23 protein-coding genes are annotated in these 25693 nt (G+C 70.2%); 7 read left to right on the forward strand and 16 right to left on the reverse strand.

From position 1 onward, the window contains the following. Positions 1 to 159: 159 nt before the first annotated feature. Positions 160 to 1431, forward strand: coding sequence for an SGNH/GDSL hydrolase family protein (locus Q0Z83_RS42070; RefSeq protein WP_317789016.1), 1272 nt, complete (start codon positions 160 to 162; stop codon positions 1429 to 1431). Here the strand turns inward: Q0Z83_RS42070 and tmk are convergent. Further along, positions 1408 to 3507 carry a dTMP kinase gene (tmk, locus tag Q0Z83_RS42075; protein ID WP_378079321.1) on the reverse strand — a complete coding sequence of 700 codons (2100 nt, stop codon included), beginning with the start codon at positions 3505 to 3507 and terminating at the stop codon, positions 1408 to 1410. The genes Q0Z83_RS42070 and tmk overlap by 24 nt on opposite strands. 97 nt (positions 3508 to 3604) lie before the next feature. Here tmk and Q0Z83_RS42080 point away from each other — a divergent pair, with 97 nt between their 5' ends. Continuing rightward, positions 3605 to 4810 (forward strand): amino acid deaminase/aldolase, encoded by a 1206-nt coding sequence (locus tag Q0Z83_RS42080; protein WP_317789017.1) that lies wholly within the window; start codon positions 3605 to 3607, stop codon positions 4808 to 4810. Positions 4811 to 4817: 7 nt separating this feature from the next. Here Q0Z83_RS42080 and Q0Z83_RS42085 read toward each other — a convergent pair whose 3' ends face one another. After that, entirely contained in the window at positions 4818 to 5447 is a 630-nt protein-coding gene (locus Q0Z83_RS42085) for a TetR family transcriptional regulator (protein ID WP_317789018.1), read from the reverse strand. 115 nt (positions 5448 to 5562) lie between these two features. Here Q0Z83_RS42085 and Q0Z83_RS42090 point away from each other — a divergent pair, with 115 nt between their 5' ends. Beyond that, a complete protein-coding gene (locus Q0Z83_RS42090; protein WP_317789019.1) occupies positions 5563 to 6861 on the forward strand; it encodes a D-arabinono-1,4-lactone oxidase in 1299 nt (432 codons plus the stop codon). A gap of 27 nt (positions 6862 to 6888) precedes the next feature. Here Q0Z83_RS42090 and topA read toward each other — a convergent pair whose 3' ends face one another. From topA to Q0Z83_RS42120, 6 genes are all read right to left on the reverse strand, one after another. Then, positions 6889 to 9696: a type I DNA topoisomerase gene (gene topA, locus Q0Z83_RS42095; RefSeq protein WP_317789020.1), complete on the reverse strand. Its 2808-nt coding sequence runs from the start codon at positions 9694 to 9696 to the stop codon at positions 6889 to 6891. A 193-nt stretch (positions 9697 to 9889) separates the two neighbouring features. Continuing rightward, on the reverse strand, positions 9890 to 10780 hold the full coding sequence (locus Q0Z83_RS42100) for a hypothetical protein (protein WP_317797411.1): 891 nt from the start codon (positions 10778 to 10780) through the stop codon (positions 9890 to 9892). Positions 10781 to 10784: 4 nt separating this feature from the next. Further along, positions 10785 to 11315, reverse strand: a complete 531-nt coding sequence (locus Q0Z83_RS42105) for a hypothetical protein (RefSeq protein WP_317789021.1) — start codon at positions 11313 to 11315, stop codon at positions 10785 to 10787. 146 nt (positions 11316 to 11461) lie between these two features. Continuing rightward, positions 11462 to 13870: a sodium-translocating pyrophosphatase gene (locus tag Q0Z83_RS42110; protein ID WP_317789023.1), complete on the reverse strand. Its 2409-nt coding sequence runs from the start codon at positions 13868 to 13870 to the stop codon at positions 11462 to 11464. Between the two features lie 347 nt (positions 13871 to 14217). Beyond that, positions 14218 to 14658 carry an ATP-binding protein gene (locus Q0Z83_RS42115; RefSeq protein ID WP_317789024.1) on the reverse strand — a complete coding sequence of 147 codons (441 nt, stop codon included), beginning with the start codon at positions 14656 to 14658 and terminating at the stop codon, positions 14218 to 14220. After that, on the reverse strand, positions 14655 to 15011 hold the full coding sequence (locus tag Q0Z83_RS42120; protein ID WP_317789025.1) for an STAS domain-containing protein: 357 nt from the start codon (positions 15009 to 15011) through the stop codon (positions 14655 to 14657). Before Q0Z83_RS42120 ends, Q0Z83_RS42115 begins: the two co-directional genes overlap by 4 nt. A gap of 113 nt (positions 15012 to 15124) precedes the next feature. Here Q0Z83_RS42120 and Q0Z83_RS42125 point away from each other — a divergent pair, with 113 nt between their 5' ends. Together Q0Z83_RS42125 and Q0Z83_RS42130 are read left to right on the forward strand one after the other, a co-directional pair. After that, on the forward strand, positions 15125 to 17479 hold the full coding sequence (locus Q0Z83_RS42125) for a DEAD/DEAH box helicase (RefSeq protein WP_317789026.1): 2355 nt from the start codon (positions 15125 to 15127) through the stop codon (positions 17477 to 17479). Between the two features lie 99 nt (positions 17480 to 17578). Further along, positions 17579 to 18829, forward strand: a complete 1251-nt coding sequence (locus Q0Z83_RS42130; RefSeq protein ID WP_317789027.1) for an acyltransferase family protein — start codon at positions 17579 to 17581, stop codon at positions 18827 to 18829. Here the strand turns inward: Q0Z83_RS42130 and Q0Z83_RS42135 are convergent. From Q0Z83_RS42135 to ssd, 7 genes are all read right to left on the reverse strand, one after another. Then, positions 18791 to 19258: an Rv3654c family TadE-like protein gene (locus Q0Z83_RS42135; protein WP_317789028.1), complete on the reverse strand. Its 468-nt coding sequence runs from the start codon at positions 19256 to 19258 to the stop codon at positions 18791 to 18793. The genes Q0Z83_RS42130 and Q0Z83_RS42135 overlap by 39 nt on opposite strands. After that, a complete protein-coding gene (locus Q0Z83_RS42140) occupies positions 19255 to 19620 on the reverse strand; it encodes a TadE family type IV pilus minor pilin (protein WP_317789030.1) in 366 nt (121 codons plus the stop codon). The genes Q0Z83_RS42135 and Q0Z83_RS42140 overlap by 4 nt, the downstream gene beginning before the upstream one ends. Beyond that, entirely contained in the window at positions 19617 to 19802 is a 186-nt protein-coding gene (locus tag Q0Z83_RS42145; protein WP_378079320.1) for a DUF4244 domain-containing protein, read from the reverse strand. Before Q0Z83_RS42145 ends, Q0Z83_RS42140 begins: the two co-directional genes overlap by 4 nt. Before the next feature lie 89 nt (positions 19803 to 19891). After that, positions 19892 to 20539, reverse strand: a complete 648-nt coding sequence (locus tag Q0Z83_RS42150; protein ID WP_317797271.1) for a type II secretion system F family protein — start codon at positions 20537 to 20539, stop codon at positions 19892 to 19894. 232 nt (positions 20540 to 20771) lie between these two features. Beyond that, complete coding sequence (locus Q0Z83_RS42155) at positions 20772 to 21503, reverse strand: type II secretion system F family protein (RefSeq protein ID WP_317789031.1); 732 nt, start codon at positions 21501 to 21503, stop codon at positions 20772 to 20774. Beyond that, complete coding sequence (locus Q0Z83_RS42160; RefSeq protein WP_317789032.1) at positions 21500 to 22672, reverse strand: TadA family conjugal transfer-associated ATPase; 1173 nt, start codon at positions 22670 to 22672, stop codon at positions 21500 to 21502. The genes Q0Z83_RS42155 and Q0Z83_RS42160 overlap by 4 nt, the downstream gene beginning before the upstream one ends. Next, positions 22669 to 23724 carry a septum site-determining protein Ssd gene (gene ssd / locus Q0Z83_RS42165; protein WP_317797272.1) on the reverse strand — a complete coding sequence of 352 codons (1056 nt, stop codon included), beginning with the start codon at positions 23722 to 23724 and terminating at the stop codon, positions 22669 to 22671. Before ssd ends, Q0Z83_RS42160 begins: the two co-directional genes overlap by 4 nt. Before the next feature lie 230 nt (positions 23725 to 23954). Between ssd and Q0Z83_RS42170 the strand changes: the two genes are divergently transcribed. Both Q0Z83_RS42170 and Q0Z83_RS42175 read left to right on the forward strand, forming a co-directional pair. Next, complete coding sequence (locus Q0Z83_RS42170) at positions 23955 to 24305, forward strand: STAS domain-containing protein (RefSeq protein WP_317789033.1); 351 nt, start codon at positions 23955 to 23957, stop codon at positions 24303 to 24305. Positions 24306 to 24727: 422 nt separating this feature from the next. Continuing rightward, complete coding sequence (locus tag Q0Z83_RS42175) at positions 24728 to 25354, forward strand: hypothetical protein (protein ID WP_317789034.1); 627 nt, start codon at positions 24728 to 24730, stop codon at positions 25352 to 25354. Between the two features lie 43 nt (positions 25355 to 25397). On the opposite strand, the gene Q0Z83_RS42180 is transcribed toward Q0Z83_RS42175, so the two are convergent. Continuing rightward, the gene (locus Q0Z83_RS42180) at positions 25398 to 25670 is read right to left on the reverse strand and encodes a hypothetical protein (protein WP_317789035.1); all 273 of its coding nucleotides are present in this window, start codon (positions 25668 to 25670) and stop codon (positions 25398 to 25400) included. Between the last annotated feature and the right edge of the window lie 23 nt (positions 25671 to 25693).

The following is a 25693-nucleotide window of genomic DNA, read 5'->3' on the forward strand; positions in this document are numbered from 1 at the left end:
CCGAAAGTTTCGGAGTTGTTTCGGTGTCAGGGCGCAACGCTAGGCACACACACCGACGTCGGTCAATGGTTGACTGTGGAAGAACGTCGATTTACGTTACGGGCACTCGACTGCCCGGTTTCCGAAAGTTTCGGAGTGAAGAAAAGTTTCGGAGTGAAGATGTCGACTCGACGCGAGATCCTGGCCCTGGCCTCCGGTGCGGCGATCACCGCCGCCACCTTTCCCGAACCGGCCGGCGCGAGCGGCCGCGACGACGGCTGGACCGCGACGTGGGCGGCCGCGCCGACCACGATCCCGCCCGGCCCACCACTGGAACTCGCCGGCCAGACGGTACGGCAGGTGGTGCACACCAGCATCGGCGGCGATCAGCTCCGGATCCGCCTGACCAACGAGTTCGGCGCCACCCCGCTGCACGTCGGCGAGGTGCACGTGGCGATCCGGGCCGGCAGCGGGTCGAGCACCGACGCCCGGCCCGGAACCGATCGGCGGGTCACCTTCAGTGGGCACCGCTCGGCCACCGTTCCCGCCGGAGCGCCCCTGATCAGCGACCCGGTCGGCCTGGCCGTACCGCCCGGCGCCGACCTGGTGATCAGCCTCTGGCTGCCGGACCGCACCCCGGTCACCACGCTGGCCGCCTTCGCCTTCCAGGAGAACGCGATCGCCGTCGGCAACGTGACCGGGGCCGCCCGGATCACCCCGACCAGCACGATCACGCAGTACCTGTTCCTGTCCGGGGTGAGCGTGCGCAGCCGCGGCGGCACGGTCGTCACGCTCGGCGACTCGATCACCAACGGCGCCAACACCGAGACGAACGCCGACCACCGCTGGCCGGACCTGCTGGCCGCCCGGTTCCGGACGGCCCGGATCAACCTGGGCGTGGCGAACGTGGGCGTCTCCGGCAACCGGCTGCTGCACGACCCGAACCCGCCCGCGGGCGACCCGGCCGAGGCGTTCGCGGCGTACTTCGCCCAGAGCGCCCTGCGCCGTTTCGACCGGGACGTGTCGGCCCAGCCCGGCGCCGCGCATCTGGTGGTGCTGCTCGGGGTGAACGATCTCGGACATCCGGGCACCGTCGCCCCGCTGAGCGAGGTGGTCACCGCGGACGACCTGATCGCCGGGCACCGCCAGTTGATCGCCCGGGCCAGGCAGGCCGGTCTACGTACCCATGGCGCGACGATCCTGCCGTTCAAGGGCGACACCCTCGGGTTCTACACACCGGAGAACGAGCGGAAGCGGGCCGCCCTGAACCGCTGGATCCGGACCTCGGGCGAGTACGACGAGGTGATCGATTTCGACGCCGCGGTCCGCGACTCCGCCGACCCGCTGCGCCTGGCCGCCGCCTACGACAGCGGCGACCATCTGCACCCCAACGACGCCGGGATGGCCGCGATGGCCGCAGCGGTACGCCTAGGCGGGTTCCAGCACCCCTGACAGCCGCTCCTGGACCGCCTCGGCGATCTCGTCGACCGGCCGGGCGGCGTCGAGCACCAGGTAGCGCTTGGGGTCGGAGGCGGCCAGGTCGAGGAACGCGTACCGGACCCGCTCGTGGAAGGCCCGGGACTCGCTCTCCAGCCGGTCGGCGCCTTCGCCCCGAGTGTCCACCCGGGTGAGCCCGACGCCCGGGTCCACGTCGAGCAGGACGACCAGATCTGGTTTGAGGCCGCCGGTGGCCCACGCGGACAGCCAGGAGACCTCCTGGACCGGCAGGGTACGCCCGGCGCCCTGATAGGCCAGCGAGGAGTCGACATACCGGTCACTGATCACCACGGCACCCCGGGCCAGGGCCGGCCGGACCACCGTGGCGACGTGGTGCGCCCGGTCCGCGGCGTAGAGCAGCGCCTCGGCCCGCGCGGACGGCGCCTCGGTCTTGTCCCGGTCGAGCACCAGGCCCCGGATCCGGGCGCCGATGTCGGTCGCGCCCGGTTCACGGGTGACCACCACGTCGCGCCCGTCCGCCTTGAGTGCCTCGGCGAGCCGGGTGACCTGCGTCGACTTGCCGGCGCCCTCACCACCCTCGAAGACCACGAAGACGCCGGAGCGGGCGAACTCCTCGGGCGGGGAGAGCGGGCGCCCGCGCAGGGAACCGATCAGGTCGGCGAAGACCGGCACACCCGGCTTGTCGTCCATCTGGCGGAACGAGCCGATGCCCACCCAGATGCCGATGGCCCCCGCCACCAGGAGGAGGACCCGGGTGGAGGAGATGTCGATGTGGAAGGCGCCGAACTCGATACGGCGGGAACTGCCCAGGCCGACCAGGAGGCCGGCGAGCGTGATGGCGAGCAGCAGCACGGTCCGGACGCCGATCTGCACGACCGCGAAGACCCGGCCGCGGATGGCGTCCTCGATCTCGCCGTAGAGCATCGTCGTACCGGCCAGGAAGGCCATGCCCGCGCCGGCACCCACCATCAGCGCACCGAACAGGGCGATGGACAGGTGGAACGCGAGGCCGAGGAACATCACCGAGCCGCTGGCCAGCACGATGCTCATGCCGAACCAGCGCCGCCGGGACAAGTCCTTGACGATCATCGGGCCGAGGCCGATGCCGAGCGCCAGGCCCATGAAGATGAAACCGAAGAGCAGGGAGAACGCGGCTTCGCCGGCGCCCAACGAATAGGCGAAGGTACGGGCGGCGCCGATCACCACACCACCCGCGGCGAAGGCGCCGAAGATGCCCAGCACCAGGCCCCGGACCAGTGGGGTGGTGCCGATGAACTTCCACCCCTCGAGGAACTGGCGGGTCATGCTCTGCTCGGCGGCCTTCTCCCGCTCGGGGCTCTTGCCACCGATCTCCCGGATGCCGAAGAAGACCACTATCGCGGTGGCGAGCCGGGAGAGGGCGTTGATGTAGAGGGCGATCGACACCGGCTGGGCCCAGTCCGGCAGGGAGGCGCCGGACTGCTGTAGACCGGCGGAGAGCGCGGCGAGCGACAGCGCGGCGAGGATCGGCGTGAACCCGTACGTCGTGATCAGGGTCAGCTGGTTGGAGACCTCGATCTGGGATTTGGGGATCAGGTTGGGGACCGCGGCCTCCTTGGCCGGGATCCAGATCAGCGTGATCGTCTCCCCGAGCAGGGTGGCGAAGGTCGCCCAGGCCGCGGTCTGTGTCGAGGTGGCGCCGAACACCGGGGCGAGCGGGATCGACCCATAGATGACGAACCGCAGCAGGTCGACCGTGACCATGGTGTAACGGCGGTCGAACCGGTCCGCGAAGACACCGGCGATCGGGCCGAGGAGCAGGGCCGGCAGCAGGCGCACGGCGATGGTGACGCCGAACGCCGCGCCCTGGGCCGCCGTGTTCTCGAACTGGGCCGAGGCGAAGAGGGCGGTGGCGAGCAGGCCGATCCAGTCGCCGAAGGAGGCGGCCGCCAGCACCAGCCACAGCCGGCGAAAACCGCGCAGGCGCAGAACCGAGCGCAGCGCCGCCAGACCGCTGAGGTCGGCGGGCCCCGGGTCCTGCTGCGTGTCCGTGTTGATGGCCCTACCTCCCGTGGTCAGTGCTCGGAGCACTGTAACCGGCCACTCCCACGGGTTGGGGGCAACCACGATCGGGTGGAGCAGAGATGAATGTCTTTCGCGTTACCCGATCACGGGATACCGTGCTGGCGTGCTCACTGACCGCATCAGCCTGCGACAGCGACTCGACAAGGCCACCGGCCACCTGGAGACTCCGGTCGCCGTGGTGGATCTGGCGGCCTTCGACGACAACGCGGAGCGCCTGACCGCGCGCGCGGGCGGTAAACCGATCCGGGTGGCGAGCAAGTCGGTGCGCTGCCGGACCCTGCTGGAACGCGTCCTGGCCCGTCCCGGCTGGCATGGGGTGATGGCGTTCACCCTGCCCGAGGCGATCTGGCTGGTGCGCTCCGGCGTGACCGACGACGTGCTGGTGGCGTACCCCACTGTCGATCGAGCCGGGCTGCGCGAGCTGACCAACCATCCGGAACTGGCCGCCGCGATCACTCTCATGGTGGACCATCCGTCACATCTGGACGTGGTGGATCGAGTGACCGCTCCGGGCGCGCGTCCGGCCGTACGCCTATGTATTGATCTTGATGCGTCCTGGCGGCCGGCCGGGCCGTTGCACATCGGGGTGCGCCGCTCGCCGGTCCATTCGGCCGCACAAGCGGGCGCCTTGGCCCGCAAGATCGCCGAGCGGGACGGCTTCCGGCTGGTCGGAGTGATGTGTTACGAGGCGCATATCGCCGGTGTCGGTGACGACCCGCCCGGCCAGGCCCTGCGCGGTCGGGCCATCCGCCTGATGCAGAGCCGTGCCTTCCCCGAGCTGCGCGCCCGGCGCGCCGCGGCGGTCCGGGCCGTCCGCGAGCACGCCGACCTGGAATTCGTGAACGGTGGCGGCACCGGCAGCGTCTCCGCCACCAGCGCCGACCCGGCCGTCACCGAGGTGACCGCGGGCTCCGGCCTCTACGGGCCCACGCTCTTCGACTCCTACCGCAGCTGGCGACCCACCCCGGCGGCCTACTTCGCGCTGTCGGTGGTGCGCCGCCCGGCGCCGCGGATCGCCACCGTGCTGGGCGGCGGCTGGATCGCCTCCGGCACACCCGAGGCGTCCCGGCTGCCCGTCCCGTGGCTGCCCGAGGGGCTGAGGTTCAAGGCCGACGAGGGCGCCGGCGAGGTGCAGACCCCGCTGCTGGGCGCCGCCGCCGAAGACCTGCGCCCCGGCGACCGCGTGTGGTTCCGGCATGCCAAGGCCGGCGAGCTCTGTGAGCACGTCAACGAGCTGCAGCTGGTCGACGGCGAGACGAGCGCGCCGGCCCTCACGTACCGAGGAGAAGGCCGTGCCTTCCTGGGGTGAGCGGGTCTCAGGCGGAGACGTGGCGGTGCAGGTACTCCCTTATCAGCGCCTTCGCCTCGGTGAGAACCGACTCGTCACCGCCGGTGTCACGGCGGAACGCCAGTTTGATCAGCGCGTCCGCCGCCTCGACCGAGATCTGCAGCGCGAACCGCAGACGGCCCCGATCGGCCAGCTTGAACTGCTCGATCAGCAGCTCGGCCAGACGCTCGGCGATGACCGCGTTGTTGTCCCGGTCGGAATCCAGCAGATGCAGATCGACGACGTCGCCGAAATGCAGCGTCCGAAACCCGGGCACACTGCGATGCATGTGGATGTAGGCGTCGATCGCCGCATCGACCGCATCCCACCAATGGGTGAAGATCTCGCTGGCGAAACGATCGGACAGGCTCTGGAGATAGGCGTCCATGTTGCGCAGCGCAAGCGCCTGGACGATGGCCCGCTTGTCCGGGAAGAACTGGTAGACCGAGCCGATGGCGACCTCGGCGCGCTCGGCGAGCAGCGTCGTGGTCAACCCCTCATAACCGACCTCGTCCACCAGTTCAGCGCATGCGTCGAGCATGCGCTGCACCCGGGCAACGCTTCTGCCCTGCACCGGAACCCGCCTCAGCGGTCCGGTGCTGACGGTTGGTGTCGACACGCGTCGCCACTCCCTCTCAGCAGTATTAAGAAGAACGTTACTCGGATCAACGAGCGAGGCGCATCGACGGGACGCCGGGTGACGGTGTCCGCTCGGACGGAGGACAAAGGCCGGAATGACTACACCCGTTAACGCCCGCCGGTGGACCAACTGGGGCCGCAATCAGGAGTCGATCGCCGAGGTGCTGACCCCCGGCAGCATCGACGAGGTCGCCACCCAAGTGAAGCAGGCCGCGGAAAGCGGCCGGCGGATCAAGGTCGTCGGCAGCGGGCACTCGTTCACCTCCATCGCGGTCGCCGACGACCAGCGGATGTTCGTGCACCGGATGGCCGGGTTGGTCGCCGTCGACGGCGAGCTGGTCACCGTCCAGGGCGGGATGACCCTGTCCACACTGAACACGATCCTGGCCGAACACGGGCTGGCCATGCCCAACCTCGGTGACATCGACGCGCAGACCATCGCCGGGGCGATCTCCACCGGCACGCACGGCACCGGGATCGCGTACTCCACGATCGCCTCCTGCGTCGAGGCGCTGACCATGGTGACCGCGTCCGGCACCGTCGAGCGCTACACCGCCGGCTCGCCCGAGTTCCCGGCCGTCCGGGTCGGGCTCGGCGCGCTCGGTGTGATCGCCGAGGTGACGCTGCGCTGCGTGCCGGCGTTCACCCTGCTCGCCGACGAGCGGCCGATGCTGCTCACCGATGTGCTGGCCGGTCTCGACGAGTGGATCCCGGAGAACGACCACGTCGAGTTCTTCTGGTATCCGTACACCGATCGGGCGCAGCTCAAACGCAACCGGAAGGTGCCCACCGACGATCAGCCGCTCGGGCGCTTCCGCGGCTGGCTCGACGACGACTTCCTCTCCAACACCGTCTGGCAGGGCGTCTGCGCGCTCGGGCGGCGCATGCCGGCGACGGTTCCGGCGTTCAACGCGATCTCGGCCCGCGCACTCAGCGCCCGCACCTACACCGGCCGATCCGACGAGGTCTTCTGCTCACCCCGCAAGGTCAAATTCACCGAGATGGAGTACGAGGTACCGCGCGCCGCCCTCCCCGAGGTTCTCGACGAGCTCGCGAAGATCTTCGCCAGGCTCCCGTTCAAGGTGCAGTTCCCCGTCGAGGTGCGGTTCACCGGGCCGGATGACATCTGGCTGTCGCACGGGTACGGCCGGGAGTCCGCCTACATCGCCGTGCACCAGTACCGGGGCGCCCCGTACGAGCCGTACTTCCGGGCCGTCGAGGAGGTCTGCACGGCTCTGGGCGGCCGGCCGCACTGGGGGAAGCTGCACTACCGGGATGCCGAGTCACTGCGGGCGGCGTACCCCCGTTTCGACGACTTCCTGGCCGTGCGGGACCGCCTGGACCCGAACCGGGTATTCACCAACGACTACCTGAAGCGGGTTCTCGGGAGCTGAGCAACCAGGCTCAGCTCCCGAGCATGATCACTCGGCGGCGGTCGCCGCCTTACGCGGGGCCGCCTTCTTGGCCGGGGCGGCCTTCTTGGCGGCGGTCGTCTTCTTGGCCGGGGCAGCCCGCTTGGCGGGTGCCTTCTTGGCCGGGGTCGCCTCGCCGTCGGCCTTCGGGGCCGCCTTCTTGGCCGGGGCCTTCTTCGCGGCGGTCTTCTTCACCACCGGACCCTTGGCGCGCTTGTCGGCGATCATCTGGGACGCCTCGGCCAGAGTGATCTCCTCCGGCTTCTGGTCGCGCCGCAGCGTCGCGTTGAACTCCCCGTCGGTGACGTAGGCCCCGAACCGGCCCTCCTTGATCACCAGCGGTTTATCGCTGACCGGGTCGGGACCGAGCTCACGCAGCGGCGGCTTCGCGGTCCGGGCCTGGCGGGTCTTCGGCTGCGCCAGCAGAGCCAGCGCCTCCTCCAGGGTGATCGTGAGCAGCTGGTCCTCGCTGCCGAGGGACCGCGAGTCCTTCTCCCGGGAGATGTACGGCCCGAACTTGCCGTTCCGGGCCACGATCTCGTTGCCCTCGGCGTCCTTGCCGACGATCCGAGGCAGCTTCAGCAGGTCGAGCGCCTGCTCCAGGGTGAGCGTCTGCGGCGACTGGCTCTTGAACAGTGACGACTTGCGCTCACCGGCCGACACGTACGGCCCGAAGCGGCCCGACTTGACGGTGACCTCGTCGCCGGTGGCGGGATCGTCACCGAGGACCCGGTCGCCGTTGCCGGCCAGGAACAGCTCCTCGACCCGTTCCGGGGTCAGCTCGTCGGGAGCCACCCCCTCCGGGAGCGACGCCTTGTCCTCGGGCGCGTCCTCGCCGCCGTCGACCGCCTTACGCTGCAGGTAGGGGCCGAACTTGCCGACCCGTACGACGACCCGGCGATTTTCCTGGTCGACGAAGAGCGGGATCGAGTTGACCTCGCGGGCGTCGATCGCGCTGAGGTTCTCGGTGACCATCTTCTTCAGGCCGCCCGCCTTGGCGATGTCGTCGTCCGCCCCGGCCTCCTGGCTGCCGAAGTAGAAGGACGACAGGAAGGCGAGCTGAGTGCCGTCACCGGCCGCGATGTCGTCGAGCTGGCCCTCCATCGCCGCGGTGAAGTTGTAGTCCACCAGCCGCGGGTAGTGGCCCTCCAGCAGGCCGATCACCGCGAACGCCAGGAACGACGGGATCATCGCCTGGCCACGTTTCTCCACGTAGCCGCGGTCCTGAATGGTCTGCATGATCGACGAGTACGTGGAGGGGCGGCCGATGCCGAGCTCCTCCAGCGCCTTCACCAGCGACGCCTCGGTGTACCGGGCCGGGGGCGTGGTGTTGTGACCGGTCGCGTTCAGCTGGTCGGCGGTCAGCGGCTGGTCCTTCACCAGGTTCGGCAGGCGGCGCTCGGCGTCGTCGGACTCGGCGTTCTCGTCGTCCGAGGACTCCACATAGGCCCGCAGGAAGCCCGGGTCGGTGATCGTCTTGCCGGAGGCGGCGAAGTCGGCCTCCTCACCGCCGGCGGTGGTCGCGCGGATCCGGACACTGATCGAGTTACCGACCGCGTCGGTCATCTGCGAGGCGATGGTCCGGCGCCAGATCAGCTCGTAGAGCCGGAACTCGTCGCTGCTCAGCTCGTTCGCCACCTCGCCCGGGGTGCGGAAGTTGTCCCCGGCCGGGCGGATCGCCTCGTGCGCCTCCTGGGCGCCCTTGGCCTTGGTGGTGTACTTGCGCGGCTGCGGCGGCACGTTACTCGGCCCGTACAGCTCGGCGATCTGCCGGCGGGCGGCGGCCACCGCGGTCTCGGAGAGGTTCACCGAGTCCGTACGCATGTAGGTGATGTAGCCCTTCTCGTACAGGCTCTGCGCGGTGCGCATCGTCTGCTGCGAGGAGTACCGCATCTTGCGGGCCGCCTCCTGCTGGAGCGTGGAGGTGATGAACGGCGCGTACGGCCGACGACGGTACGGCTTCTCCTCGACCCGGGTGACCTGGAACGGCCTGTTCTCCAGACGGGCGGCCAGCCCGCGGGCGCCGTCACCGTCCAGCTGCACCGCGGTGGAACCGGCCTTGAGCTGCCCGGTGGTGGGCTCGAAGTCCTTGCCGGTGGCGATCCGGTCACCGTTCAGCGCGATCAGCGTGGCGTTGAACGCACGCGGGCCCTCGACCTGCCCCTGGACGGCCAGGTGGGCCAGGATGTCCCAGTACTCGGCGGAGCGGAACGCCATCCGCTGGCGCTCGCGCTCGACGACGATCCGGGTGGCGACCGACTGCACGCGACCCGCGGACAGGCCGCGCATCACCTTCTTCCACAGGACCGGGCTGACCTCGTAGCCGTACAGCCGGTCCAGGATGCGGCGCGCCTCCTGGGCATCCACCAGAGACCTGTCGATGTCACGGGGGTTGGCCACCGCGGCCTGGATGGCCGGCTTGGTGATCTCGTGGAAGACCATCCGCTTGAACGGGACCTTGGGCTTGATCGTCTCGATCAGGTGCCACGCGATGGCCTCGCCCTCGCGGTCCTCATCGGTGGCGAGGAAGATCTCGTCGACCTCCTTGGCGAGCCGCTTCAGCTTGGCCACCTGCTGTTTGCGACTCTCGGAGATCACATAGAGGGCGTGGAAGCCGTTGTCGACGTCGACGCCGAGCCGTGCCCACGGCTGGCCCTTGAACTCCTCGGGGACCTCGTCGGCGTTACGCGGCAGATCGCGGATATGGCCGACGGAGGCCTCGACCAGATAGTCGGGGCCCAGGTAACCGGCGATCGTCTTGGCCTTCGACGGGGACTCGACGATGACCAGACGGGTCGTCCTGGTGTCACTCGGCACGGCACTCCTTATTTGGCCCTCAGCACTCCCCGCTCCGCCCGGCGGAGCACAGACGTTCAACGTAACGCGCCGGACAAGACTGCATTCCCGGGGAAGCCCGCAGTCGGATGGTAACGGTCCGGCCACCGCATGCGTCTGACCGCGACACCGTACACCGGGAAGACACTGTTATGTCGGACACAATCCCGGAAGATCACGCGACCATGCCGCCCGGCCAGAATTCCTCCGGGGCTGCTGAGGGGCGTTCACCCACCAACTCGGCGAGCCGGCGCAGCCGCCGGGCACCCGATATGAGGTATCGCCGTCCGTCTTCCGACACCCGACCGGCCAGACCGGCCCGGACCAGCGCGGCTTCCACCGCGTGACGATCCTTGGCCGGATCCAGGCCGAGCACCCACCCACCGGGACGCGGGCCGCCGGCGGCGGCCACCCACAGCCGTAACCGCGGGCCGGAGAGGAAGAGCTGCGCGGATGCGTCCGGCCAGGCGCGGGCAAGAGCGTTCAACCTTCGGGAGTACGCCGTCCGCACCTCGAAGACCGGCCGGGGCGGCTCCGGGGGCGACTCGTAGGCTGGATCGAGCTCTTCGGCACGGTCGTCCTCCGGGCCCTCGGCCTCGTCACCGCTCGCCCCGTTCTCGTTTGCCCCGTTCTCGCCTGTTCCGTTCTCGCCCGTTTCACGGGGGCCCTCGTCGGCGTGTCGGGCCGGTTCCAGCGTCGACTGGTGTTCCGGCGTGACGATCGCCTCTTTGTGATCTGCGAGGTCGATTGCCCGTACCTCCTCGATCGGCTCCCACGTGGCCGCAAGGCCTCGGGCGACCAACTCGCTGACCAGGACATGCACCCGCCAGGCGGCATCCACCCGGACCGAGACGCGGGCCGTGCCACCCATCCGGCCGAGATGGCCGGGACCGGCCAGCAGGCCGGCCAGATCGGCCGGTGAGGGCTCGGTCGTCTCGGCGCCGAACATCGACAGCTGACGACCGCCGGGCGGACCGGGCACGCCGCGCGGGACAGCTCTCTTCGCCACCGGGACCGCCGGGGGAAGGACCTCGCGCGGGATCAGCGGCCAGCCGGTCTCGGTCATCGTGTCACTGGCATTCGGGCAGGGCGTCGAAGGCCTGTCTGAGCTCGACCGACTCCAGCTTCGTGGTGTCCAGGCTGCTGGCCTCGTAATCGGTGGTGAGCTGGGCCACCACTTTGCCCACCTCGTCGTAGAACGCCTGCGGCGGTGCGGTGGCGAGCCCCTCGATACCGGTACGGGCGTGGCCGTAGGCGTCCCGGATGCCGGCCAGCGAGGACAGGAAGCCGTCGGCGATGGCCTGCCCGTTCGTCACGTCGGGGACACCCGCCTTCTCCACACCCTCGCGGGCCTTCTCGCTCGCCGTCGCGGCACCGTCGAAGAGGCGGGCCAGATTCTCCTTCGCCTCGGGTGGCGTGGTCTTGGTCGTCATCGTCTGCTGGGTGCGGCTGGTCAGGGTGTCGATCTCGCTGCGCCACGGGCTCAGCGTGGTGCAGACCAGCGCGGCCCAGGCGTGCGCGCCGGGCTGACCGGAACAGGCGGCCAGAGGTGCGGCGAGCACCAGGACGAGAGCAAGGGAGATCGGTCGGACCGCGCGCATGGAAGCAGGGTACGACTCCGGTAGGACACTCCACACGCCTCGGCCAGAGCAAAACACGCCTCGGCCAGAGCAAAACCACGCCTCGATCGCCGACCAAAGAGAAAGGCACCCGGTCGACCCGGGTGCCTCTCCCTCGTTTGTCTACCTCAGACGTTGTCCTTGACCCGGGACGCCTCGGTGGTGCGGGCGTCCTGGACCGCGCGGGCGGTGTCGGCGGCGCCGGCGGCCGAGGCCGACGAGCTGTCGTCACCGATCGCGACCGGCTTGCGCTTGCTCCAGACCACGGCGGCGGTCACCACCGCGACCGCGAGGATCGCCACGCCGATCCGCAGCGGCGTGTTCGCGTCCGAGCCGTAGCTCCAGGTCACCACGGCCGGGGCGATCAGCAGCGAGACCAGGTTCATCACCTTGAGCAGCGGGTTGATCGCCGGACCGGCGGTGTCCTTGAACGGGTCACCGACGGTGTCGCCGATGATCGTCGCCTCGTGTGCCTCGGAGCCCTTGCCGCCGAACGATCCGTCCTCCACCAGCTTCTTCGCGTTGTCCCACGCGCCGCCGGAGTTGGACAGGAAGACCGCCATCAGCGTGCCCGCACCGATCGCACCGGCCAGGTACGCCGCGAGAGCGCCGGGGCCCAGACCGAAGCCCACCGCGATCGGCGCCATGATCGCCAGCAGACCCGGGGTGAGCAGCTCACGCTGTGCGTCCCGGGTGCAGATGTCGACGACCCGGCCGTACTCCGGGCGCTGCGTGCCGTCCATGATGCCGGGGAACTCCCGGAACTGGCGGCGGACCTCCATCACCACGGCACCCGCCGAACGGGACACCGCGTTGATCGCCAGGCCGGAGAAGAGGAACACCACCGCCGCGCCGATCAGCAGACCGACCAGGCTGCGCGGGTTCGAGATGTTCAGCTGCTGCAGGATCTCGTCGCCGACGTTCGTCACGCCGGCCTCGGTCAGCGCGCTGGCCAGGCTGTTGGTGTACGACCCGAACAGCGCCGTGGCGGCCAGGACCGCGGTGGCGATGGCGATGCCCTTGGTGATCGCCTTCGTGGTGTTGCCGACCGCGTCCAGCTCGGTGAGGATCTGCGCGCCGTGCTCGTCGACGTCACCGGACATCTCGGCGATGCCCTGCGCGTTGTCCGAGATCGGGCCGAACGTGTCCATCGCCACAATCACGCCGACGGTGGTCAGCAGGCCGGTACCGGCCAACGCGACCGCGAACAGCGACAGGGTGAGCGACGAGCCACCGAGCAGGAAGGCGCCGAAGACACCGGCGCCGAGCAACAGCGCCGAGTAGACCGCCGACTCCAGGCCGACGCTGATGCCGGCCAGCACGACGGTGGCCGCGCCGGTCTGCGACGACTTACCGATGTCCTGCACCGGGCGGCGGTTCGTCTCGGTGAAGTAGCCGGTCAGCGCCTGGATGGCGGCGGCCAGCACGATGCCGATCACAACCGCGCCGACCGCGACGAGCTGCGGGTTCTGGCCGCTGTTCAGGATGTCCTCGGCGATGCCGGCGTCACCGAACCCGGCGAAGCTGTTCGGCAGGTAGAGGAAGCTGACCACGGCCACCGCGATCGCCGAGATCGCGGCCGAGATGTAGAACGCCCGGTTGATCGCGGTGAGACCGTTACGGTCACTGGCCCGCAGCCGGGTGATGAAGACACCGATGATCGCGATCAGCACACCGATCGTGGAGACGATCAGCGGGAAGATCAGACCGTCCTGGCCGAACGCGGCCGAACCCAGGATCAGTGCCGCCACCAGGGTGACCGCGTAGGACTCGAACAGGTCGGCGGCCATGCCGGCACAGTCACCGACGTTGTCGCCCACGTTGTCGGCGATGGTCGCCGCGTTGCGCGGGTCGTCCTCCGGGATACCCTGCTCGACCTTGCCGACCAGGTCCGCGCCGACGTCCGCGGCCTTGGTGAAGATGCCGCCACCGACCCGCATGAACATGGCCAGCAGAGCCGCACCGAAACCGAATCCCTCCAGGACGGTCGGCGCGTCACCGCGGAAGATCAGCACGACCAGCGCGCCACCGAACAGGCCGAGGCCGACGGTGAGGAAGCCGACCACACCACCGGTGCGGAAGGCGATACCCATCGCCGTCTCCCGGCCGCCCTTCTCCCCGGCCGCGGCTGCGACCCGCAGGTTGGCCCGGGTGGCCAGGGCCATGCCGGCGCCACCGATGAACGAGCTGAACACCGCGCCGACGATGAAGAACAGCGAGCGGCCGATCTTGACCCAGGTCTCGTTGTCGGTCTCGTGCACCGGTAGGAGGAACAGCAGGACGACCGCGATGACGACGAAGATGCCCAGCGTCTTGAACTGCCGGAACAGGTACGCCGAGGCGCCTTCCTGTACGGCGCCCGCGATCTCCTGCATCTTCGGTGTGCCGCGGGCGGTACGCAGCACGGATTGGACGAACGCGGCGGCGAAACCGAGCGCCACGAGGGCGAACACCAGCGCGACGACGACGAATGTGACGTTTGACCCGCTCAGGGATACCCCGCCACCCTCGGCGGCGAGTATCAATCTCCCGGACATCAATGTCCTCCTGTACACCGATGGCGTCCGGGGGCGGACGAGACCTCCCGGGCGCATTCCCCGGGGAAAGGGGAACGACCGACCAGACCTGCGGACGCGAGGCCGGTAAGTAGCTGACAACTCGCGTACTGTATAGGGCTTACGTGGTGGTCGTCACATGTCGCACCAGCCGTGTCGCGGCGATGAACGCCACTGTGTTAGTCCGGAGTCGATCTCGGGTACACGGGTAGACGCCAGTGTCGGGATTCTCGCCCGAAATTGTCGGTCATTTGCGGAAATATCGCCCATGGTGGGCGCGGCGCTGTGCCGTACCCACTGGGTCGTCGATCATTTTTGGCGCGGCCGCGTCAGCGGCGGGTGACCGGCCAGACCATCCGGACCTCGGTGCCCGGGCCGTCGTCCACCGGCCGCACCTGGAGGTCGTCGACGAAACCGGCGAGCAGCGCGAAGCCGACGCCGGTGGTCAGCGCGTCGTCGGTCAGCGACTCGGCAGCCAGCTCGTCCGGAGGCAGTTTCGCCAGGCCCACGCTCGCCTCGATCGGCGCGTGGTCGATCACGCGGACGGTGTACGAGTCCGAGTCGGACATCTCGACGGTGACGAGGTCGGTCAGACCATACTGCCGGTGCAGGGTGACCGCCCGGGTGCAGGCCTCACCGATGGCGAGCCGGACCTCGTCGAGCAACTCCTCCGCGACCCCGGCGCGGCGCGCGACGGCGACGCCGACGAGCCGAGCGGTGCGCACGTGCACCGGGGCCGGTGAGAAGGAGAGCCGAACGGTAGCCATCACGAAGCGGGACCGCTGCCGTCGCGCTCCGTCGCCGCATCGACCGTCGGGAAGATCGGGAAGACCTGATCCAGCGCGGTGATCCGGAAGATCTTGAGAAGTGGCTCCTTGGCGCAGACCAGGCCGAAGGTGCCATGTGCCGTACGCAGCCGCTTGAGGGCGCCGACCAGCACGCCGAGCCCGGTGGAGTCGAGGAAGTCGACCCGCTCCAGATCGACGACCACATCACGCGCACCCGCGTCCACCAGCTCGATGAGGCGCTCACGCAGCCGGGGGGCGGTGTAAACGTCGACCTCACCGCCGACCTCGAGCACGGTGTGCCCGGCGACGGTCCGTGTCGTGAGAGACAGCTCCATCGGTCCTCCTCCCTGATCTCTCCCCCCGCGAAATCTAACCACCGACGGGAAGGGGGCGACGCGTGGCACCCACCGTCCTACCCGTTTGAGGTTCGGGGCATACCGGTGTCACAGTGCAATGCGTGACCTCAACCGCTTTCGGTCCTGCTGAGCTGCTGCACCGGCTGCGGGCCCGTGGCAGTGGGACGGCAGTGTCCCCGGTCACACACATCGAGCGAGTGCCCGCCCGCGAGGGCCGTACGGCGCCGTGGCCGGCGTGGGCCGACCCGACCGTACGGGACGCCTTCGTCGCGCAGGGAATCGGCATGCCGTGGGAGCATCAGGCGGCCGCGGCCACCCTCGCCTGGGAGGGCACGCACGTCGTGCTGGCCACCGGCACCGCGTCGGGCAAGTCCCTCGCGTACCAGCTGCCGGCGCTGAACGCGCTCGCCACGGACCCTAGAGCGACAGTGCTCTATCTGTCACCCACCAAGGCGCTCGCCGCCGACCAGCTCCGCGGGGTGGCCCGGCTCGGGCTGGACGGGGTGCGGCCGGCCACGTACGACGGTGACACCCCGCGCGAGGAGCGGGAGTGGATCCGGCAGCACGCCCGGTTCGTGCTGACCAATCCGGACATGCTGCACCACAGCATCCTGCCCGGCCATGGGCGCTGGGGAGTGTTCCTGCGCAGGTTGCGGTATGTGGTGATCGACGAATGTCACACCTATCGCGGCGTGTTCGGGTCGCATGTGGCGCACGTGCTGCGGCGGTTGCGGCGGGCCACCGCGCGGTACGGGGCGTCGCCGACATTCATCCTCGCGTCGGCGACATCCGGCGATCCGGGCGGCTCGGCGGCCCGACTGACCGGCCTTCCGGTGACAGAGATCACTTCTGATGCGTCCCCCCGGGGGGCCGTCACCTTCGCCCTCTGGGAGCCCCCGCTGCTGCCGCAGTCCTCCGCAGCCTCCGCCTCCCCCGCGGACTCCGCCTCCCCCGCGTCTGATGATCTTGATTTCGGGCAGCCGATTCGGCGATCAGCCCTGCGCGAAACCGCCGATCTGCTCACCGACTCCGTGATCGCCGGTACCCGGACGATCGCGTTCGTCCGGTCCCGACGCGGGGCCGAGGTGATCGCGTCGACAGCCCGGCAGTCGCTGAACGAGGCGGTGCCCGGGCTCGGCGATCGGGTGGCCGCCTACCGGGGCGGATACCTGCGCGAGGACCGGCGGGCCATCGAGCGGGCGCTGCTCTCCGGCGAACTGCTCGGGCTGGCGTCCACCAACGCGCTCGAACTCGGCGTCGACCTGACCGGGCTGGACGCCGTGCTGATCTGCGGCTATCCGGGCACCCGGGCGTCGCTCTGGCAGCAGGCGGGTCGGGCCGGGCGGGCCGGTGACGAGGCGCTCGCGGTGCTCATCGCCCGCGACGATCCACTCGACACGTACCTGGTGCACCATCCGGAGGCGGTGTTCGGGCGGCCGGTCGAGGCGACCGTGCTGGATCCGGGTAACCCGTACGTGCTCGGCCCGCAGCTCTGCAGCGCCGCCTCCGAGGCACCCCTCACCGACGCCGACCTGGACCTGTTCGGCGGCCACGCGCTCGTCGAGCAGCTCACCGCCGAAGGCCTGCTGCGGCGCCGGCCGTCCGGCTGGTATTGGACCCATCGCGGGCGGCCCGAGGTCGACCTGCGCGGGACCGGCGGGGCACCGGTGTCGGTGGTCGAGGCGGCCACCGGACGACTGCTCGGCACCGTCGACCACGGGTCGTCGCACGCGATGCTCCATCCCGGGGCGGTCTACCTGCATCAGGGCGTCACGTTCGTGGTCGACGACCTCGATCTGGAGGACGCCATCGCGCTGGTGCACCAGGAGGAACCGGACTGGACCACGCACGCCCGGGACGTGACGAACCTGTCGGTGGTGAACGTCCGGTCGTACGTGGACGCCGGCCCGGTCGGCCTGTTCCTGGGTGACGTCGACGTCACCAACCAGGTCGTCTCCTACCAGCGGCGGCGGCTCGGCAGCGGCGAGGTGATCGACACTCGTCCCCTCGATCTGCCGGTGCGTGAGCTGCGTACGGTCGCGGTCTGGTTCACCGTGTCGCCGCAGGCGCTGGCCGCCGCCGGGGTGGAACCGGGCGAGATCCCCGGGGCGCTGCATGCGGCCGAACACGCCGGGATCGGTCTGCTGCCGCTGATCGCCACCTGCGACAGGTGGGACATCGGCGGGCTGTCCACGGCCGGTCACGCCGACACCGAGGCACCGACCGTCTTCGTCTACGACGGTCACCCGGGTGGCGCGGGGTTCGCCGAGCGCGCCTACGGGACGGCGGCCGAGTGGCTGCGGGCCACCCGGGAGGCGATCTCCTCGTGCGGGTGCGAGGCCGGGTGTCCCTCATGCGTGCAGTCACCCAAGTGCGGAAACGGAAACAATCCTCTGAATAAAGAGGACGCCGTGAAAGTGCTGGATATCGTGCTCGGCGCACTGTGATCATTTACTGCCGTTTATTGGTTACGGCTTCGGGGAAGACTCACATCTCGCCCCCGACCTGACGATCTCCAATAGTGGAAGCGGTAGCCTGCGTTCCCGATGAATCGAGACCGAGCAAACACCAGTCCTCGCCTCGCGGCACTCGACGGCCTTCGCCTCTTCGCGGCGCTGGCCGTCGCGGTGTTCCATCTCAGCGTCTCCTGGCGCCTCGACGGCCAGAGCCCACCCACGCACTATCTGCCCGACCTCGCGCCGCTCGCCGCCTACGGCTTTCTGGGCGTCGAGCTGTTCTTCCTGATCAGTGGCTTCGTCATCGGTATGAGCAGCTGGCGGCGCAGCCTCGGGGAGTTCTTCGTGTCGCGGGTCAGCCGGCTCTACCCGGCCTACTGGGTGTGCATTCTGATCACCGTGGCGGTGGTCACGATCCTGCCGGTGGCGGGTGGTGTGCCGATCACCGGAATCCCGCAGCCGCGCGAGATCGCGGCCAATATGACCATGCTCCACGAGCCACTCGGCATTCCCGCGGTCGACACGGTCTACTGGACGCTCTTCGTCGAACTCCGGTTCTATCTGGTGTTCGCCGCTCTCGTGGCGATCGGTCTCACGTACCGCCGGACGGTGATTTTCTGTGTCACCTGGATGATCGCCTCGGTGATCGGACCGACTCTCGACAGCAAAATCATCAATATGATCGCCGTCCCGGAATACGCGCCGTATTTCATCGCCGGGATCGCGATGTTCCTGATTCACCGGTTCGGGCGGTCGCCGCTGCTCTTCGCGATCATCGGATTCTCCTGGCTGGTCAGCATCAACCGGGTGGAACACCGGGTGGCCGACATCAACCCCGGCTTCGAGGTGCCGACCTGGCCGGGCATCGCCATCGTGAGCCTCTGCTACCTGCTCGTTCTGGTGATCGCGCTCGGCTGGACCGACCGGATCCGCTGGTCGTGGCTCACCACCGCGGGCGCCCTCACCTATCCCTTCTACCTGCTTCACCAGCGCGTCGGGTACGGCCTGATCCGGCACGCCCACGAACGCACCACGCTGCCGGTGTGGGTCCTCCTCCTCGGCGCGATCCTGATCGTGCTGGGACTGGCGTGGCTCGTGCACCGGTTCGCCGAGCGGCCGCTGAGCCGATGGCTGCGGACCGTGCTGCGCCGGGCGGTCGCCGACGTGCGGCGGGTTTCGGAGGCGGAGGCGATCTCGGCCGCCGGCGGTTCCCGCGCCGGGCACAGCGAAGGGTTCCCGGAGCGCCGGGCCGCCGTCGGCCCGGCACCGCGCAAACCCGCTTCGTCTTCGTCTGCTTCGCCGTCATCGGACAGGTCCGTCTTCCAGGATGTCGGCCGCTGACGGCCCGCCGGGTCGGAGCCCTTCGGCGTCGGGCCGGATCCGTGACGGCCGCGGGTCCCCGGCCAGCAGGACCGGGCCCGGGACGGCGATGATCGGGCCGGCCCGGGCGGCGACATCGGCGCTCGCCGGATAGATCCGGAGCCGGACCTCGGCGCGGACGACGATCTCCAGCCCCTCGACGGTGCACGACAGCATCCGGGCGTGGTTGGCCTCCACGTATCGCCGGGCCACCGCACACGCCGTCGCCTGCCCCTCGATGGTGTGCGCGCCACCGGCCAACGCACCGAAATCCGCCGCCACCCCGGCTTGGTGCCGAGCCACCCGGGCGGCCCCGCCGGTCACCACGATCAGGGCCACTCCGACCAGCACCAGGCCCACCGCCAGCATGAGGATCGACGCCGCCCCGCGGTCGTCCCGCAACCGCCTCACGGGACGGTCACCCCGTCCGGCTCGCGGGCGGCGGTCGCGTCCCCGCTGACGATCGCGCCCGGCAGGTCGACGCCGAACATCCGGATCGGCGCGGACACCTCGGCCACGGCGCTCTCCGTGGTACCGCCGACACGTACGCTCGCGCCGTCCGGAGCCAGCCCGGCGGCCGCCGCATCCGGCGCCGCGCCGCGGGCCTCGGCCAGCGCCGCCTCCCGGGCCGCGTCGAGGCACTGCATCTTGGTCGCGATCGCCGAGACCGAGGTGATGCCGAAGCCGAGGAGCAGCATGAGCGCCGGCAGCCCGGCCGCGAGTTCGGCGGTGAACGAGCCTCGGTCACAGCCGGGCTGCCGGCGCTGTCTCACTTCAGCGCCCGGCCGATGATTCCGCTGAGCGCCGCCGACACCGGGCCGCTCGTCAGAACCTTGAGCAGTACCCCGGCGAAGGCGACCGCGGCGAGCGTGCCGATGGCGTACTCGGCGGTGCTCATCCCGGCGTCCACGGCTTCCGTCTGGAGCCGCCGGTAGCGGGCGATGAGTCTGTACACAGGACCTCCTTGTTTCCTTGCCGGCACGGCGACCACACGCCGTACCGGCTGTTTCACAGCACGCCGCCTCGAATCGGGGCGGCGAGGTCTCACAGGACGTCGCCGAGGATCGCGATCACCGTGGGCATCAGCCCGGTGATCAGGAACGCCGGCAGGAAGCACAGCCCGAGCGGCAGCACGATCAGGACACCGGCGCGCTGGGCGGCGGCCTCGATCGCCACCGCGCGGTCGGCGCGCAGGTCACCGGCGAGCCGCTCCAGGGCTCCGGCCAGCGCGCCGCCGCTCGCGCTGGACCGGACGGCCGCGGCGACCAGGCGCTCGGCCTGCGGCACGCCGGCCAGGTGCGCCCACGCCTCGGCGGGTTCGGCGCCGAGCCGAAGTGATCGGGCGGTCCGCTGGAGCCGATCGCCGAGCGGGCCGCCGAGCGCCTCGGCGACCGCGCTGATCGACTGGTCCACCGCGGTTCCGCCGCGGAGGGCGGCGGCCAGCAGATCCGCACCGAGGGACAGGTCGAGGTGGGCCTCCTGGCGTTCACGGCGGACCACGGCGGGTTCACGGCCGCGCAGGAATCGGTCGGTGCCGACACCGGCGGCGACCCCGGCGGCGAGGCCCCACGTGGTGCCGATCAGACCGGCGACGGCGAGCCCGGCCAGCAGGGACAGAAGCAACCGGGTCCGTTCCGTCGACTCCCGGCGGGGCACGGCCCGGAGCGGTCGTCGGCGACCGCGCGGCAGCATCACCAGCACGGCGGCCGTCACCGTGCACGCGGCCACGACCAGGCCACTCACGGCGACACCTCGATCGGCTCTCGACAGACCGGCTCCGAACTCGCAGACGCCGGCACGGGCGCCACCGTGCACCGGGTGACCGCACCGTCCGCACCGACCAGGGCGGCCACACAACATTCGCGCAGTGGCACCCGGACCGGGCCACCCGGCCGCAGCAGCGCCGCCACCCCACAACCGGCGGTCATCGGGTCGCTCCCTCGGTGAGTCGCTGCGCCCACTTCAGCCCCGCGCACTGCAGGACCATCGCCGCGAACACGCAGGCGGCACCGAGCGGCGTGTGCAGCAGGATGCCCGAGGGATCGGCGCCGATCGCGTGACCGAGCGCGATCCCGGCCAGCGGTAGGGCGGCCAACATGACCGCCGTGGTCTGGGTGCCGGCCGCGTGAGCGTGCGCGGTCCGGGCCGACCGCTCGGCCGCCCGGGCATCCGACTCGATCCGTTCGAGCAGGTCAGCAGCGGGCGCGCCAGTGCGTTCGGCGAGTCGCCACACGGCCTCGGTCAACCGCCTGATCCGGCCGGAGCCGATGGACGACGTCGCGACGGCCGCGGGCGGGATACCCGCCCGCAGGTCGGCGACGAGGGACGCCAGGTCGTCGAGGTGGGCGGCCCGCTGCCCGGCCGCCCGCTTCCGTCCGGCCCGGCGACGCCACTCGTACACGGCCAGTCCGGCATAGATCGCCGCGACCGGTCCGGCGACCGGCCCACCGGACAACCCGGCCAGGGCCCCGGCCGACGCGGACCCGGCGAGCACCGGCCGCCACACCGATCCGTCGAGAAAGCCTAGGACGGTACGCCGTAGCCCGGTCACGTCGATCCGTCCCCGCCGGCCGGGCAGCCGATTCCGGGCCGACTCCCCCGTCCAGGCGACCAGCACCGCCCCGGCGATCAGAACCCCGGCGAGCACCCAGCTCACGACGACCGCACCGGTGAGCGCAGGGCGGCCGGGACGGTCTCACCACGGTCGGCCAGCAGACGGGCCAGCATCGGGGCACCCGGTCCGGGCCCGTGCTCCCGTCGCCACGCCGGAACCACGGTGGCCAGCCGGTCCTCGCCGGAGGGCACGAGCACACCGATCGACTCGAGGAGGCGCCCGCCGGCCGTACGCCGAACTTGAAGAACCACCTGAAGCGCGGCAACCACCTGGGCGTGCAGCGCCGCCCGCGGAAGTCCCCCGAGCAGGCCGAGCGCTTCGAGTCGAGCCGGCACGTCAGCGGGCGCGTTGGCGTGCAGCGTCCCGGCTCCGCCCTCGTGTCCGGTGTTGAGCGCGCCGAGCAGGTCGACGATCTCGGCACCACGGCACTCACCGATGACCAGCCGGTCGGGCCGCATCCGTAGCGCCTGCCGGACCAGATCGCTGAGGCCGATCGCGCCGGCGCCCTCCACGTTGGCGGTACGCGCCTGGAGCGCCACCACATGCGGGTGCACCGGCCGGAGTTCGGCGGCGTCCTCGACCAGCACGATCCGCTCGGTCGGCGGCACCAGCCCGAGCAGGGTGGCCAGCAGTGTCGTCTTGCCGCTGCCGGTACCACCGGTCACCAGGTAGGCCAGCCGCCCGGCGACCACAGTGGCCAGCACCTCGGCCGCGTCCGCCGGTACCGTCCCGTGCCGGACCAGGTCGTCGAGTCGGAACGGCCGCTGCCGGAAGGTGCGCAGCGACAGGTGCGGCCCGTCGGTGGCGATCGGCGGCAGCACGGCGTGCAGGCGGGTCCCGTCGGGCAGCCGGGCGTCGGCGTAGGGCTGCCCGTCGTCGAGCCGCCGCCCGCACGCCGCGACGAGCCGCTGGGCGAGCCGCCGCACCTCGGCCGAGTCGGTGAACCGGATCGTGGTGAGTTCCAGCCCGGCACCCCGGTCGACCCAGACCCGTAGATCATTCACCAGTACGTCGGTGACCCGCGGGTCGGCGAGCAGTGGGGCGAGTGGCCCGGCGCCGATCAGCTCGTCCCGGACCCGGCTGGCCATTCGCAGCACCGCCGTGTCGCCGAGCACCGCGTTGTCCTGGCGGACGGCGGTCACCACCGCGGCCGGTGTCGCCTCGCTCCCGTCGTACGCGAACCGCCTGCGCACCCGATCGGCGACGGTCATGCCACGGCCGCTTTCCGGTCGGTACCCATGAGGTCGTCGACGAGCCGTCGGCAGAGGTCGGCGAGCGCGCCCTTGCCGTCGGCGGTGGGTGCCGTTCCGCGTTCGATGCCCTGGCAGACGGCGGTCTCCGGCCGGAGCGTCCCGGCCAGCGGAAGACCCAGCGCACGGGCGATCTCGCGGGCCTTGAGCCGCCCGGGTGCCGGGCCGCGCACGACGACGGCGATGTTCTCGCAGTGGGCCGCGACGGTCGCCGCGGTGCGGGCGGCCGAGGCGGTGGCGCGCAGTTCGGCCGGGACGACGAGCAGGGTCCGTTCGGCGGCCTGGAGCGCGAGGATCGCCGCGTCGTCGAGTTGCCGGGGCAGGTCGGCGACGATCACGTCCCGTCCGCGGCGGGCCGCGTCCAGGGTCGCCGCCATCGCCTCGATCGGCACGCCGGGCAACTCGTCGCGGTCGAAGGAGAGCAGCACCAGGTCGCCGCGGTGCGGTAGCGCACCGAGCAGGGTGGGCGGGTCGACCCGGCCGTCCGCACCGGCGAGGGCGGGCCAGCGTAGGCCGCCGACCTGTTCCCAGCCGAGGACCAGGTCGAGGCCACCGCCGAGCGGGTCGGCGTCGATGAGCAGCGTGCGATACCCGGATCGCACCGCGGTGGTGGCGAGTCCCGCGGCGAGGATGCTGGCGCCGGCGCCGCCGCGTCCGCCGATCACCGCGAGGGTGCGCCCGTCGGTCGAGGGGGTGGGCCGGTCCTCGGCGGTGAGCTGGTCGACGATCCACGGTTCGGCGGCGGGCAGGACCGCGACGTTCGCGGCACCGATCAAATCGGCGACGTTGAAGGCGGGATCGGCGACGTCACCGGAGCCGACCAGGATCAGCCGTCTCCGGCGCGGCAGGCGGGCGCGCAGGCAGGGAACGGCCTGGTCGGTGCCGACCAGGACGAGTGGCGCGGCGGACCAGCGGGCGCGGGCGCCGGCCGGATCGGCGGACACCTCGGCCTCGACGCCGCCCGCCGCGGCCAGGCGTAGCAGCTCGTCGAGCAGGTCCGGGTCGGCGGTCACGATCAGGGGGCGGCGCGGGGCGGGCATCGCTGACCTCCAGCGGGGACGGCGGATTGGAGCGCCCACCGTCGCCGGGCCCGATCCGCCTCGACAAACGCCGATACGACCCGGCTGTGGACAACGTGGAGCCGTGGACAGCCGCCACCCGCCGTGTTGATCTGCTACGCGCGGGTGTGTCTCAGATCGGATTGGGTAAGTTGGTGTGCTCGTAAATAAGCGATGGAGTGGGCATGGAGAACTCGATCCGCACGACGCTCGCCGACGACGGCACGGTCACCGTCACCGTGTCGGGTGAGATCGACTTCTCGAACTGTGACGAGATCGCGCGCGGTATCCGGGACGCCGTCACGGACTGGTCGCCGCCGGCGATCGAGGTGGATCTGCGGGACGCCACGTTCATCGACTCGACCGGGCTGGGCGCGCTGATCGAGGGTTACCGGGCCGCGGTCGCCTCAGGCATCGACTTCCGGGTCGTCAATCCGAGCGACACGTTCCGCCGGGTGCTGACGGTGACCGGCCTCTCCGACTTCTTCGGTCTGATCGAGGCGGCTGACGCGCAGTCACAGGCGACCGGCTCCTGAAAGGGAACGACCCCCGTCGGGGGAGACGGCTACACCGTGATCTTGGCCTGCCGGTCATGGTTGCTGCATGAGGCTGACCTGCCGCGCGCCATGATCCGCTGTCGCCTGTTGTCGTCCGTTGCCGGGCATCCCGCTGACTTTCCGCTGACGATCTGACCCGCGTATCCGCAGGTCGGAATGGGGAAGCACGATGCGTCAGAAGCCGTGCCGGATGCCCGCCCCAGCCGGACGGCTGGCGGACGATCCAGTTGAGTTCGTTGAGGATGCGGCCGGAGTGGCCTGCCTGGCTCTGCTGGTGAGAGACCCGCAGGCGTTGCCGGCCCAGTTAAAGCCGTTCCGGCTGCCGCATAGGCGCGGCAGACCACCCAAGAGCGGCTAGACGGTCGACTGTCCTCGATGGCCAGTCACGATACGGTCCGCCGATGACTTCATCGATGCCGCTGTTCGGTGCTGCCAACGCCTGGATCACCCCGCCGATAGCAGTCTCTGTGCTGGCTCTGCTGTTCACCGTGGCGTCGTTCTGGTGGATCCAGGTACGCCGCGGACGGTTGCGTAGTTTCGGACCGTCGGCCTATGCCGCTAGCTACGGCAAAGACAAGACCTTGGTCAACCTGCCGCTGGTCATTCACAACACTGGGCCGGCACCGCTCGCGGTCATCAATGCCCGCTTACGGCTTCGCCCGGCAAACATGGCCGACGGTTCGGGTGAGATCGTTCTGTACTGGCATGCGCTGCGGACCGCGATCTATACGGACGCCGCGAACGGCGGGCGCACCTTTGCCTCGCCGTTCGCGGTAGAGGGCCGGAAGTCTGTAGAGAAGTATCTGGAGTTTCAGCGCAATGTCCCCAACTCCCAGTTGGCGGCGGTCCCGTATCGGGCCACGGTTGACGTTCGGGTCGAACCGTCCGCAAGGCCTTCCCGATGGGTGAAGCTGGTGAGGTTCACCTTGCATGCCGAGTTGATCACGGAGGCTCGTGAACCGTTCCTTCAGCGGAGTAACGATCCGGACCTTATGGGTGAGAAGTCCCAAACGTGGGTTCAAGGCTGAGCTGTGCTGGCCACCACCAAGCTGATCCTTGACCGGAAGCGGTCTACTTGCCGAACCGCCCTGTGGTGCGCTTGGACTCCCAGCGGTCGAGCTGGTGAAGGTCGTTCCGGTCGTAGCCGATGCTGGCCATCGCGGTTTTGACCTGTTCAAGGCGTACGCCAGCGTCCGCGAAGTCCTTCAAGACCTTTGGCATCAATGCTTCGGACTGGCTGTTGCGCGCCCAACCGTTATTGCCCAGGTGGTCAAGGAAGTCCAGCAGTTTGCCCTGTTCGGGGGTGAACCCGTCCCACGTATGTCCTTCAGGTGATCTGGCCATGGCCCGGAACGCTATGCCGCTTG

It is taken from the genome of Actinoplanes sichuanensis (assembly GCF_033097365.1).
GTDB lineage: Bacteria > Actinomycetota > Actinomycetes > Mycobacteriales > Micromonosporaceae > Actinoplanes > Actinoplanes sichuanensis.